This window comes from Andreprevotia sp. IGB-42 (assembly GCF_009848685.1).
Taxonomy (GTDB): Bacteria; Pseudomonadota; Gammaproteobacteria; order Burkholderiales; family Chitinibacteraceae; genus Andreprevotia.
Genome location: NZ_WXTX01000001.1, coordinates 569,788 through 582,601 on the forward strand (window position 1 = coordinate 569,788; position 12,814 = coordinate 582,601).

Annotated in this window: 11 protein-coding genes and 1 pseudogene; 4 read left to right on the plus strand and 8 right to left on the minus strand. The window is 64.3% G+C overall.

Annotation, left to right across the window (positions count from 1 at the left end):
• Positions 1-55: 55 nt before the first annotated feature.
• The 4 genes and pseudogenes from IGB42_RS02575 (at position 56) to IGB42_RS02590 (ending at position 2,948) form a co-directional block, all read left to right on the plus strand.
• A complete protein-coding gene (locus IGB42_RS02575) occupies positions 56-406 on the plus strand; it encodes a metalloregulator ArsR/SmtB family transcription factor (RefSeq protein WP_159666196.1) in 351 nt (116 codons plus the stop codon).
• Positions 345-851 (plus strand): annotated as a pseudogene (locus tag IGB42_RS02580) (YeeE/YedE family protein); the annotation flags it as partial. The gene IGB42_RS02575 and the pseudogene IGB42_RS02580, both read left to right, overlap by 62 nt.
• A gap of 10 nt (positions 852-861) precedes the next feature.
• Positions 862-1,272 carry a DUF6691 family protein gene (locus IGB42_RS02585; RefSeq protein ID WP_159666202.1) on the plus strand — a complete coding sequence of 137 codons (411 nt, stop codon included), beginning with the start codon at positions 862-864 and terminating at the stop codon, positions 1,270-1,272.
• A gap of 11 nt (positions 1,273-1,283) precedes the next feature.
• Entirely contained in the window at positions 1,284-2,948 is a 1,665-nt protein-coding gene (locus tag IGB42_RS02590; RefSeq protein WP_201799792.1) for a SulP family inorganic anion transporter, read from the plus strand.
• 54 nt (positions 2,949-3,002) lie between these two features.
• Here the strand turns inward: IGB42_RS02590 and IGB42_RS02595 are convergent, their stop codons facing one another.
• The 8 genes from IGB42_RS02595 to IGB42_RS02630 form a co-directional block, all read right to left on the minus strand.
• The gene (locus tag IGB42_RS02595; protein ID WP_159666204.1) at positions 3,003-4,190 is read right to left on the minus strand and encodes a low temperature requirement protein A; all 1,188 of its coding nucleotides are present in this window, start codon (positions 4,188-4,190) and stop codon (positions 3,003-3,005) included.
• 71 nt (positions 4,191-4,261) lie between these two features.
• Complete coding sequence (locus IGB42_RS02600) at positions 4,262-5,314, minus strand: ABC transporter ATP-binding protein (protein WP_236822469.1); 1,053 nt, start codon at positions 5,312-5,314, stop codon at positions 4,262-4,264.
• Positions 5,307-6,977, minus strand: a complete 1,671-nt coding sequence (locus tag IGB42_RS02605) for an iron ABC transporter permease (RefSeq protein WP_236822470.1) — start codon at positions 6,975-6,977, stop codon at positions 5,307-5,309. The genes IGB42_RS02600 and IGB42_RS02605 overlap by 8 nt, the downstream gene beginning before the upstream one ends.
• A 101-nt stretch (positions 6,978-7,078) precedes the next feature.
• Positions 7,079-7,633 (minus strand): GDYXXLXY domain-containing protein, encoded by a 555-nt coding sequence (locus IGB42_RS02610; protein ID WP_159666207.1) that lies wholly within the window; start codon positions 7,631-7,633, stop codon positions 7,079-7,081.
• Positions 7,630-8,712 carry a DUF4401 domain-containing protein gene (locus IGB42_RS02615; RefSeq protein WP_159666210.1) on the minus strand — a complete coding sequence of 361 codons (1,083 nt, stop codon included), beginning with the start codon at positions 8,710-8,712 and terminating at the stop codon, positions 7,630-7,632. The genes IGB42_RS02610 and IGB42_RS02615 overlap by 4 nt, the downstream gene beginning before the upstream one ends.
• Positions 8,709-9,755, minus strand: a complete 1,047-nt coding sequence (locus IGB42_RS02620; RefSeq protein WP_159666213.1) for a DUF2157 domain-containing protein — start codon at positions 9,753-9,755, stop codon at positions 8,709-8,711. Before IGB42_RS02620 ends, IGB42_RS02615 begins: the two co-directional genes overlap by 4 nt.
• Before the next feature lie 109 nt (positions 9,756-9,864).
• Positions 9,865-10,860, minus strand: a complete 996-nt coding sequence (locus IGB42_RS02625) for an extracellular solute-binding protein (RefSeq protein ID WP_159666216.1) — start codon at positions 10,858-10,860, stop codon at positions 9,865-9,867.
• A 128-nt stretch (positions 10,861-10,988) separates the two neighbouring features.
• Positions 10,989-12,626 carry a methyl-accepting chemotaxis protein gene (locus IGB42_RS02630; RefSeq protein ID WP_159666219.1) on the minus strand — a complete coding sequence of 546 codons (1,638 nt, stop codon included), beginning with the start codon at positions 12,624-12,626 and terminating at the stop codon, positions 10,989-10,991.
• Positions 12,627-12,814 lie beyond the last annotated feature (188 nt).

The following is a 12,814-nucleotide window of genomic DNA, read 5'->3' on the forward strand; positions in this document are numbered from 1 at the left end:
ATACATTATATATAAATATATATTATTTCAACACTAGCCAACCCGATGCACCGCCATGCTCTCACCCGCCCAGCTTGAACAGCTGCGTTTATCCGCCGGCCGTGCCAGCACCCTACTCAAGGTGCTCGCCAATCCCGATCGCCTGCTGCTGCTGTGCCAGATGGTGGATGGCGAACGCTGCGTGGCCGATTTTGCAGCGGCCACCGGCATACTGCAGCCTACGCTCTCCCAGCAACTGGGCGTGCTGCGCAACGAGCAACTGGTGGATACGCGGCGCGAAGGCAAGCGCATCTACTACCGGCTGGCCAGCCACGACGTACTGGCGGTACTGCGCGTGCTGTACGACCTTTACTGCACGGCGCCGGCTGCCCCCGCCGTCGTGCAGGGCCACCACAAGGAGCAATGACATGGTTATAGACTGGGCCAGCTTCACGCCATGGTCTGCGCTGGCAGGTGGTGCGCTGATCGGCGCCGCAGCCGGGCTGCTTGCACTGCTGGCCGGGCGTATCGCCGGCATCAGCGGCATCGTGGGCGGGCTGCTGGCGCGCAGCAGCGTGCAGGCCGGCGAGCGCTGGCGCTGGGCATTCATGCTGGGCGTGTTGCTTGCCGCGCCGCTTTACCTGCTGCGGGCGCCGCAACCGATATTCCAGCTGGCAGCCAGCCCGGCCTGGAGCGTCATTGCCGGGCTGCTGGTTGGCGTGGGCTCCCGCTACGCAGGCGGTTGCACCAGCGGCCACGGCGTATGCGGGCTGGCGCGCTGGTCGCCCCGCTCGCTGGTGGCAGTGCTCAGCTTCATGGCTGCGGGCTTCGTCACGGTTTATCTGCTACGCCATGTGCTGGCCACTGGATAAGGACATCACCATGCGCAATCTGATTGCTTTACTGGCAGGGTTGATTTTCGGGCTGGGCCTGATCATCTCCGGCATGGTCAACCCGGCCAAGGTGCAGGGCTTTCTGGACATCACCGGCCAATGGGATCCGAGCCTGGCGCTGGTGATGGCCGCAGCCATTGCGGTGGCTACGCCGCTGTTCTGGCTGGCGCGCCGCCGGCGCAGCACCCTGCTGACGGGGGAAGCCATGGCCTTGCCCAGCGCCACCATCATCGACCGCAAACTGATCCTGGGCAGCCTGGCATTCGGCGCGGGCTGGGGGCTGGCCGGCATCTGCCCCGGCCCGGCGGTGGTTGCCGCTGCGCTGGGGGAGCTGACCGTGTTGCCATTCCTGCTGGCCATGCTGGCCGGCATGGTCATCCATCGCATGCTGCAACGCTGATGGATGCGCCCGTGAACGCCCCGACGCCCTCACCGGATCACCGCATGTTGCTGCAACGCTGGCTGCCCATGCTGCGCTGGCTACCCCGCTACACGCTCAAAACGCTGCTGGCCGATCTGGGCGCCAGTGTGATCGTCGCCATCCTGCTGATCCCGCAAAGCATGGCGTACGCATTGATTGCCGGCCTGCCACCGCAGGCGGGCCTGTACGCCAGCACCCTGCCCCTGCTGGTGTACGCGGTACTGGGCAGCAGCATGACGCAATCGGTAGGGCCGATGGCGCTGACCTCATTGATGACCGCCAGCGCGCTGGCGCCACTGGTGGCGGGTGGCATACCGCCGTTGGCGGCCGCTGCGGCGCTGGCGTTGCTGTCCGGCATGCTGCTGCTGGGCTTCGGTGTGCTGCGGCTGGGTTTTCTCACTTATTTCCTGTCGCAACCGGTGGTATCGGGCTTTACCAGTGGCACTGCGCTGCTGATAGCCGCCGGGCAGCTGCAGCCACTGCTGGCCGATTCCACCGCGTTTGGCTTGTGCGCGCTGGCATTGCTGGCGCTGGCCGGCGAAGGCGTCAGCCGCTGGCTGCGCTCGCCCACGCAAGCACTGCTGGCCGGGCGGATACTGCCCTTGCTGGTGCTGATTGCACTGGCACTGTGGGCTGCGCAGCATGGGCATATCGCTACCCTGGGGCATCTGCCGGCAGACTTTGCCAACTGGCACTGGCCGGCGCTGGATGCTGGCCTGGCACGCACGCTGTTCGTGCCTGCGTTGCTGATCGGCCTGGTGGGCTTTCTGCAGAGCATCACCATTGCACAAACACTGGCACTGCAGCGGCGCGAAACCATCAACCCGGATCAGGAGCTGGTGGCGCTGGGCGCCAGTAACGTGGCGGCGGCCTGCGTGGGCGGGCTGCCGGTCAGCGGGGGGTTCTCCCGCACCGCGGTGAATGCGCAGGCCGGTGCACGAACACCGCTGGCAGGCGTGTTTACCGCCGGCTGGATCGTGCTGGCCACCTTGTGGCTGGGCGACTGGCTGGCGCTGCTGCCCAAGGCCGCGCTGGCGGCCACCATCATCATTGCCGCAGCGCGGTTGATCGACTGGCGCATGCTGCTCAGCACCTGGCGATTTGGCCGCCGCGATGGCATCGCGTTGCTGGCCACGCTGCTGGCCACCGTCACGCTGGGTGCGGTGGAAGGCGTGGCAGTGGGCGTGGTCCTGTCACTGGCGCTGTTCATCTATCGCACCAGCCGTCCGCAGGTGGTGGAAGTGGGCCGGCTACCGGGAACGGAGCACTTCCGCAATGTGGCGCGCTATGCGGTGGAAACGCAGACGGAAATCGTGCTGGTGCGCATCGACGAGCAACTGTACTTTGGCAACACGCGCCATGTGGAATGCGCGCTCAGCGACCTGCTGGCACGCCACGCCGGTGCGCACGAACTGGTACTGGTGCTGTCCGCGGTGAACGATGTCGACTACAGCGGTGCCGACTGGCTGATCCGCCTGCAGCAGACGCTGCGCGAGCGGCATATCCGCATCCATCTGGCGGAAGTGAAGGCACTGGTACGCGAACAACTGGAACGTGGCGGCGTGCTGGCCGCACTCGATGGCGAGCTCTTCCTCAGCGCCAACGATGCCTACAACGCACTTGGTCAGCCGCAGGCGCCCGATTACGTCATCTAGCCGGTTGGGCGGGAGCTGGCTGGTGCCCTGCCCGCCCCCGCAACCCGGTGCCCCTCAGTGCTGTCCATGGGCCTCGCGGGGCACGGCACGCCGCGAGCAGGCTTCCCACGCGGCCACCCCCACCAGCAGCACCGTGGTCAACCCGCCCACCATCAGCCGGTCAGTCAGGTAAGAGAGCGGCACCAGCACCGCCAGTGCAAGCAGCCCGGCCAGATGCGACAGCGGAAAACGGCCATAAACCACTTTCTTGTACAGTGCATTGCCCAGCAGGTAGACCGCCGGCCCGCCAATCAGCGCGGCCAGCTCCGGCGTGGCGATATGCCCGTCCGGGTGCGCGATCACCAGCTCGTTGGCCACTGCAGACACGATCACCCCGCCGATCAGGATCACGTGCACGTAATGGAATGCAGCACCGATGCGGCCGGCATCCTTCGCGTGCACGATGGCCTCGCTGCCGTCCTTGCTGCTGGTATCGAAATACACCCACCACATGGCCAGGCTGCCGATGAACGCCACCAGGAAGGCGATCAGCAGCGGTGCATCCCAATGCGCGTGATGCCCCAGCGTGCTGCCGGTGATCAGGATGGATTCGCCCAGCGCCACGATCACGAACAGCTGGCAACGCTCGGCCAGATGGCCGCCTTCGATGGTCCAGTCTTCGGTGCGCGAGCGCCCGAGGCCGGGCAGCCGGAAACCGGTCATCGGCGACAGGTATTCGCACGCCACGGCCAGTGCCCATAACGCCAGGCGCAACGACATATCGTGCACCAGCCCGCCGGCAATCCAGAACACTGCCGAGATCAGCAACCAGCACAGGATGCGCTGGAAATTTGCGCTGAGCGCATGACCACGTCCCAGGTGCCAAAGCACGAACAGGCTACGCCCCACCTGTATCGCCACGTAGCAGCAGGCAAAGATCAGCCCGCGTTCGGCAAATGCCTGCGGTAGCGCTGCGGCCAGCAGCAGGCCCAGCAACATGATGGCAAACAGCATCACGCGGATCGGCAAGGTATCCGGATCGAACCAGTTGGTTACCCAGCAGGTGTATTGCCAGCCCAGCCACACGGCAAACCACAGCACCAGCGTTTGCAGAGCGCCCGGCAAGGTCAGGTCTGCCAGCAGATGATGCGAGAGCTGGGTGACCGCAAACACGTAGATCAGGTCGAAAAACAGCTCGACAAAGGAAACGCGCGCTTCGTGACCATCACGTGCGCGCAGCAGGCTACCGTTGCGCGATTGCATTGCGCGCCACTCCATGCGGTTGGAATACGCCATTCTGCATGCAAGCGGGCTGCACCGCAGCAGAAGGTGCGTTACGTGCTGGCCGGAAAGGCGATCAGGTGATCCAGCTCCAGCCGGATACCGATGGCTTCGCCGATCTGGTGATCGTGATGGCTGGGCACCAGGGACAACACGCGCGCGCCGGAAGGCAGGCCCAGCGTGTACAAAAACTCCGCACCGCGGAACGCACGGTTGAGCACCGTGGCCTTGAAATCACTGGCATCGTCGTGCTGGATATCGTCCGGGCGGATCAGCACATCGACCTTGCCGCCGCCATTGCAGGCCAGCGGCACCGTGCGGCAGATCTGCCCCAGCTCGAAGTCGATGCACGCCGGGCCAGTCACCGTGCCGGGCAGCAACACGCCTTCGCCAATGAAATCCGCCACGTAGCGATCCGCCGGCTGGTGGTAAAGATCGTACGGCGTGGCCCACTGGCGGATGGCGCCGCTCAGCATCACGCCCACCTTGTCTGCCACCGCGAATGCTTCGCGCTGATCGTGCGTGACCAGCACCGCCGTGGTACCTGCCGCCTTGAGGATGGTGCGCACGTCCTGCGCCAGCCGCTCGCGCAGTTCCACATCCAGGTTGGAGAACGGTTCATCCAGCAACAGCAGGCGCGGTTGCGGCGCCAGCGCGCGTGCCAGCGCCACGCGCTGCTGCTGACCGCCGGACAACTGGTGCGGGTAGCGTTGGCCCTGGCCAGCAAGGCCGACCAGATCGAGCAGCTCGTCCACGCGTTGCGCGGCGTTGGCTGCCTTGCCGAGGCCAAAGCCGATATTGCCGGCCACGGTGAGGTGCGGAAACAGCGCGTAATCCTGGAACACCATACCGATGCGGCGTTGCTCCGGCGGCAGGTGAATGCCGTTGCCGGCAACCGGCGCACCGGCAATCTGCAGGCTGCCGCCTGTCAATGCCTCGAAGCCGGCAATGGCACGCAGCACCGTGGTCTTGCCGCAACCGGAATGGCCGAGCAGGCAGCCGATTTCGCCTTCGGCCAGTTGCAGCGACAGCGCTTCGACCACGGTGTGCGCGCCGTAGCGCAGCGAAATCTGGTCCAGCGCCAGCATGGGGATGGATTCAGGCATGGTTTTCACTCTGGCGGATCAGCAACAGCACCGGCAGCAGGCCGGCCAATACGATAATCAGGCTGGGCAATGCGGCGCGGTCCCACATGCCCTCGGAGGTCATTTCAAATACGCGGATCGCCAGCGTATCCCAGCCAAACGGCCGGGTGAGCAAGGTGATGGGCATTTCCTTCATCACATCGACGAACACCAGCAGCGCGGCCGACAGCAGGCTGCTTTTGAGCAGCGGCAGGTGCAGGCGCCAGATCACCGCCCGCGAGGTCAGCCCCAGCGAGCGCGCCGCTTCTTCCTGGCTGCGGCTGATGCGCTGCAGGCCACTGTCTATCGGCTGGAACGCCACCGCAAAGAAGCGTGCGGCCAGTGCCAGCAGCAGCACCGCCACCGTGCCTTTGAAGATGGCAATGTCGTGGTAACCCAATGGCGCCAGCCAGGCCAGCAACACGTTATCGAGCCAGGCAATCGGGATGAATACGCCTACCGACAGCACGGTACCCGGCACTGCGTAGCCCAGCGTAGCCACGCGTGCCAGCCACTGCGTGCCGGCATCCGGGTAGCGGCGGCGCGTCACGGCCAGCAGCAAACCCAGCGTGGTGACCAGCAGCGCAGCCATGGCGGCCAAGAGCAATGAGCGGCCGATGAAACCGATATAGCGTTCATCGAAATCTGCCGCCCATACGCGAGCGCTCCAGATCACCAGTTGCAGCACCGGCAGCGCGAAAGCCAGCACGAACACCAGCAGGCACAGGCCGCTGGCCAGCCAGCGGCTGCGGCCGCGCAGCACGATGCGCTCGGCATGGCTGCTCTTGACCTGGTACGCGCGCGCCCCGCGCGAGCGCTGCTCCACCGCCACCAGCACCAGCACCAGCAACACCAGCAATGCAGCCAACTGCGATGCAGCGGTCAGGTTGAACAATGAATACCACGCCTTGTAGATGGCGGTGGTGAAGGTATCGAAATTGAAGATGGACACCGCACCGAAGTCGGCCAGGACTTCCATCAGCGCCAGCGACAGCCCGCCGGCGATCCAGGGCCGCGCCATCGGCAGCGCCACTTTCCAGAACGCCTGCCAGCGCGTGTAGCCCAGCGTTTGCGCGGCCTCGATCGCGCGCATGCCCTGCGTGGCGAATGCGTTGCGCGCCAGCAGGTACACATAGGGATAGAAGGCCAGCGACAGCACCAGCACCACGCCCCAGGCGGAGCGGATTTCCGGCACCCAGCGGCTGTCGCCATAGCTGGCACGCAACCAGCTCTGCAACGGGCCGGTAAACTCGAAAATACCCACCTGCACGAACGCCAGCACATACGCGGGTATCGCCAGCGGCAGCATCAGCGCCCAGGCAAACACGCGCCGACCGGGGAAATCGCACACCGCAGTCAGCCAGGCCAGCGATACGCCCAGCAGCAGCACGCCCAGCCCCACGCCCAGCACCAGGATGGCAGTGTTTTTCAGCACGCCGGGCAACACGTATTCGCCCAGGTGCGCCCAGATTTCCGGCTGCGGCGAGAACAAGCCGGCCAGCACCACCATCAGCGGAATCACCGTCAGCAACACCACCGGCAGCGCATACAGCATGCCGCGGCTGAACCATTGCACTGGCCGGCTGCCAGCAGGCGCGCGTGGTGCCGGGTTACTGGCGGTGATACGGATGGGGGCTGGGGGCACTAGCGGTGCTTCATTCATTCAGGGGCGTGGACTGGATTGGGAATTGTTGGAGAAGGAGGTATCCGGGGTTACGCCAGCGGCGCGGGGCAGCGTACGGCCGCTTACTGGCGATCCGGTGGATCAATCGGCCTGCGCGCTGCATCCAGCAAGCCGGCCAGCAGCGCGGTGCCATCGTCCGCCACGCGGTAGTCGGCATAGCGTGCACTGGTAAAACGGCCACGGTCTTCATCCGGCAATGGATATGACCGGCTGGGCAACGCTGCTGTGTCGGACCACCATTTTACCCTGATCGGGATTTCCCCGGCACGCGGTAATACCCCCACCCTGCCCACGCGGCTAAGGTGCGCGACATCATGCTGATCCAGCACCACCATCGCATGCAGCACATCGCCCTCTACTGCCTGCAAGGCATTGCTGTGGCCATAGCCACGCTCGGCTTCAGGAATGCCCATGGCAGCACTGATCTGCGCCTGCAACGGGTAATCGAGCAGCATGACGCTGCCACGCTGCAATGAATCAGCCGCGACTGGCTGCAGCGCCAGCAGTACGCGCCGGCCGTGCGCCAGCGTCTGCTCGGCCCGCCAGACCGGCGCATTGAGCAGCAACAGGGTGGCAAGCGCGGCAACGATGAAAGTGGTTTTTCTGCCAGCCTTCATGCGGGCCGCCTGCGCAGCCATGCCCAGTTGCCCACCAGCAACAAGCCGATGGCCAGCAACAGCAGGCCTTTGTCTGGTAGCGGCACAGGGAAACGACCATAAAAATCGGCAAAGCCGAACACGCCGGCAGCCACGCCCAGCCAGAGCAGCACCTTGCGTCCTTCACCCAACCCCAGCCAGACCAGCAGGCCGGCCAGCGCCACGCCCGGCGCCAGCGCGCAGAAGGGCAGCAGGATGGCCAGCGGCGTCAGCCACCGGTGCAGGCCGGGGTTGCGCCGCACGTCATGCACCACCGCCACCAGCAGCGGCAACAGCCCCAGCAAACGCAATGCCCATATCACCACCGGCTGCTGCCAGCCCATGCCCCAATAGGGGTCTGCGCCGCCGGGCCTGCCGATGAACAAATCCGCCCACCCACCGATAGCCAGCAAGGCCACCACCAGCAGCGCATGCCGTACCGGTAGCCACGGCGAATCAGCACCGACCGGGCGTACCCACAGCCACCACAGTGCCAGGCCATACACCGTATCCCGCGCTGCACCGGCGGCAAAACGCCAGGCCATGCCGCTGGTTGGCGCTGGTACGTCAGTGCTGTATGGCGCAAAAAACGGGCCTGGCGTCAGCCAGTACCACAGCACGGCCAGCAGCGTAACGGCGGCAATGAAACGCAGCAGCACGTTGGGGAACACCGCGAACAGCAGCGCCGCAAAACCGAACATCCAGATCGTGGTGCTGGAACCGGGATCAACACCGGCGATCACCAGCGCAGCGCCGGCAATCACCGTGGGGATGGCAATCTGCGTGAGGAAATAGACCTTGCTGGTTCGCAGCAGCCCACCTGCGCCCAACAGCAGCACCACACCGCAAGCAATGTAGAGCACGTTGCTGCCGCTGATACCGGCGGCCACCACCACGGCAATGGTCAGCAGCGCGGCGGCCACCCATGCCGCCACCGCCTGCAGCACCAGTACCGGCCACGGCATGCTGTCTTCCTGCACTGGCAACACGGCATCGGCCGCGAGTTGCCCGGATGCGCGCAACGCGGCAACGACCTCATCAAAACGCGTCGGGGTTGTCATCGCTGCTCCTGTGTTTCCGGAGTCATCATGGCGGCACCTGCAGTGCTGACGGGATTGGCGGACCAGCGCCGGTTCAGGCGGTTGAGCCACCAGCTGATGGCAGACAGGCCAAACACGGCGAGCACGGCCAGCAGCGACAGGATCAGCTCAAGACGGCCAGCCTTGCACGCCAGCGTGATGCCGACCGCCCAGGCGGCAAACAGCGGTAGCGCCAGCAAGAACAGCTCTTGCCGCCGGTAATAAGCAAACAGGCTTGCCGCAGCCCAGATCAGCCACAGCACGCCAACTGCAACACCGCTGATGAAATGGTCTGTGCCGATTGACGGGGCTTCGAGTATGGCCATGCATAGGCCGAAGGTCAGCATCACCGCCAGCAGCGCACCCAGTAGCCTGGGCAGGATGCGCTGCGCCCATTGTTGTCTGCCGCGCAGCAACCATTCCACCACGCCCTGTGACAGCAGCAGGAAGGCCAGCATGGGCAGGTTGACCCATGCATACGGCTCCACCAGCACGCCACCCGGCATGCGCAGCTGTCCGGGCAGCTCTTTCAGCGCCCAAGCCATCAGCAGGCCCCAGAACACCCACAGCGGCATCCACCTTGCCAGCACGGCCCAAGGCAGCGCCAGCGCGGCCCACAGCAGCAGGAATTGCCAGCCATCCATGCCGGAGGGATAAGCGGTATCCACCACACCCAGCCAGAGGCCCGCCATCACGGCAATGGCAAACAGCCCCCAGCGCGCGGATCGGGATTCGGGCCTGCGCCCCCAGCTCAGCCACGCCACGGCCAGCAGCGCCAGCCAGATGGCTTGTACCAGCCCTAGCACGGCAAGGCGTGGCCAGGCATGCCAGTCGAACGCGGTCAGCAGCGAGATCGCGCCGACAGCCACGCACAGCATCCCGCATACCAGCAGCAACCGTTCGATCTGGCCCCGCCAGCGCGCAAGATCCGGCAAGATGCCCAGCTGCTGCAGCGCCCAACGATAGCCGGCATCGTCCAGGGCGCGCTGGCTACGCCAGGTTTCCAGCACAGCACGTGGGTCCACTGCATGGCCTCCGGTTCAGATCAACGGTGAACCACCTTAGGCGAAACACACCCGGCTGTCATGCTTTGCGCTTGCCAACAAAGCACAGCCGGCCGGCAATGCAACGGGCTTATTTATAGCCGGCGCGGTCCATCAACTGCACCGCCTTGCCCTGCAGCTCGCCCGCCTTGGAGACGTTGATCACGTTCGGGCGGAACGTACCCCAGCCCAGCACCACATCATTGGGCTTGATCTTGGGGTTGGCGGGGAACTCCATATCCTTGTCGGCGTACATCTTCTGCGCCTTGTCCGATGCCAGCCATTCGATCAGCTTGAGTGCGCCCTTCTCGTTCCTGGCATAGCGCGTTACGCCCGCACCGGATACGTTGACATGCGTGCCTTCGGCATTCTGGTTGGCCCAGAACAGCTTGACCGGGAAATCCGGCTTGGCGGCAACCAGGCGGCCAAAATAGTAGCTGTTGGCAACCGCTACGTCGCACTGGCCGGCAGCCAGTGCTTCCAGCATCTTGGTGTCGTCCGGGAACGGGTTGGTGGCGAGGTTGGCCACCCAGCCGCGCACCATTTTCTCGGTTTTGGCTTCGCCGTACTGCGCGATCATCATGCCCACCAGAGATTGGTTGTACACCGACTTGGACGTGCGCAGGCACAGCCGGCCCTTCCACCTGGGGTCTGCCAGATCTTCATAGGTAGAGAGATCAGCCGGCTTTACGCGGGCCGGGCTGTAGAAGATGGTACGGGCACGGACCGACAAGCCATACCAATGGCCCTCCGGATCTCGCAGGTGCACGGGGATATGCTCTTCAATCGCTTTCGATTGCGTGGCCTTGAGGATGCCCAGGCTGGTAGCGCGCCACAGATTGCCGGCGTCGACCGTGATCAGCATGTCGGCAGGGGTATTGGCGCCCTCGGCTTTCAGGCGCTCCAGCAGCGGGCCGTCCTGACCGGTGAGCACGCGGATTTCGACGCCGGTTTCCTTGGTATAGGCATCAAACAGCGGCTTGATCAGTTGTTCGTTGCGCGAGGAATACACGGTGACGGTTTCGGCCTGCGCGGCCAGCGCAGCACACGCAGTCAGAATCGCAGCCAGCACGGCGTTCTTTTTCACAGCAAAGCTCCAGATAGCGTTCATGAGTGTCTGGTCCCATTTTAGCAAAAATGGGAACCGTTCTCATTGGCAAATCTGCAGTTGCAAAGTTCCGTATCTGTAACCCATCCGTCATCAGGCCGGAGGCGTTACACGCGGAAGCGGGCGATTTCCGTATCCAGGCCAGCCACGATATCGCGCAGCTTGCCGGCAGAGCCGGCCGAGTTGAGCGCTTCCTGGCTGTTCTGCCCGGCAAAGTTGGACACCTTCTCCACGTGCAGGCCGATGTGCTGTGCGGCGGACGTCTGCTCGCCCAGCGCTTCGATCAGCACATTGAGCTCGTTGCGGGTATGGGCGGCGCCATCGTGCAGCTGGCGCACCGGCTCCACCAAGCCATGCACCAGCGCCACGCCGGATTTGACCAGCGTTTCACCGTTGAGCAGCTTGCTGGCCGCCAGCCGCGTTTGCTGCTGGATGGCCTCGATGGTGACGGTAATTTCGGCAGTGGAGCGGCCGGTATGCTCGGCCAGCTTGCGCACTTCATCGGCCACCACGGCAAAGCCGCGGCCCTGCTCGCCGGCACGCGCCGCTTCGATCGCGGCGTTCAGCGCCAGCAGGTTGGTCTGATCGGCAATCGCCTTGATCACGCCCACGATGCGGCCAATTTCTTCCGCCTGCCCGGCCAGCTTGGATACATCCGCCACGGATTCCTGGATGGTATCGACCATCTTGCCGATTTCATTGGCAGCCTGCCCCAGTTGGCGATCACTCTGCCCGGCCAGTTGCTCGGCGGTGCGCGCAGTTTCCAGCACCTGTTGCGAGCTGTTGGACAGGCTCTCGATGCTGGTGTACAGCTCTTCGACTGCGGCAGCCATGGCGGAAGTCGATTCGCTCTGCCGGTTGGTGCCATCGGCAATCTGCCGGCTGCTTTGCGCCACGGTGCCCGCCTCGGCCTGCACTTCGCGGCTGCGCTGCGCCACGGTGCGCAAGCTGCTTTGCAGCGTATCGAACAGGCCGTTGAGCAGCCGCGCGGCATTGGAGAGTTCATCACGCCCGGCCACCGGAGCCCGTGTGGACAGATCCAGACTGCGCTGCACGGTTTCGATCGCGCCCACCATGCCCTGGATCTGGCTCATCACCATGCGGATGATCAGCACCGCAGTGGCCGACAGTGCCACCAGCGCAATCAGCGTTGCCGTCGCCAGCCCCCCCTTGACCTTGGTATTGGCGCTGCGGGTATCGGCGGTGATGCGCTCGGCTTCCTTCTGGTTGAAGGCGATCAGCGAGCGCAAGGTGGTTGCGGCGGTTTCAAACAGGCTTTCCGATTGCTGGTACGCCACCTGATAGGTATCGAGCGTAACCATGCCATCGGCAATCTTGTTCTGGTTGTCCGACAGGCCGGCATCGGCATCCTTCCATGCCTTCCACTGGCCTTCGAAGGTTTTCCACAGCGCGGCCTCTTCGTCGGCCTTGTTCAGTTTCTGGTAACGCTGGAAGCTTTCCTCCGCGTGTGCCCATACCTGCTGCTTGATGGCCAGTTGCTTTTTGAGCGCCTCACCCGGGCTTTCCATCCGCGCGATGGCCAGCACGATCAGCTCTTGCGCGCGGATCGCCTGCTGGGCTTCGCCCAATGTTTGCAGGTTCAGTACCGATGGCAATGCTTCATCGGCAATCTGCTCGACTGCGGTCTCGCCGTTGCGCACGCCCAACCAGCCAAAGAAGGCGGTAATCAACAACAGGCCGAGTGCAATACCGGCAAAAAGATAAAGTTTGGTCTGGATACGCATGGGTGCGCCTTCCCTCATTACTGTGCATTACCGTTCTAGCGTAGCTGGCGCGAGCGGCATTGCTGGATAATCAACAAATGCTGATGTTCGTCTAGTACGCGATATCGCGCAAGCAATAACGTAAGTTTAAACCTTACAAACAACAACATAGGCAACCGCAGGGCACCCCGGTAGAATCCTTCGCCCTG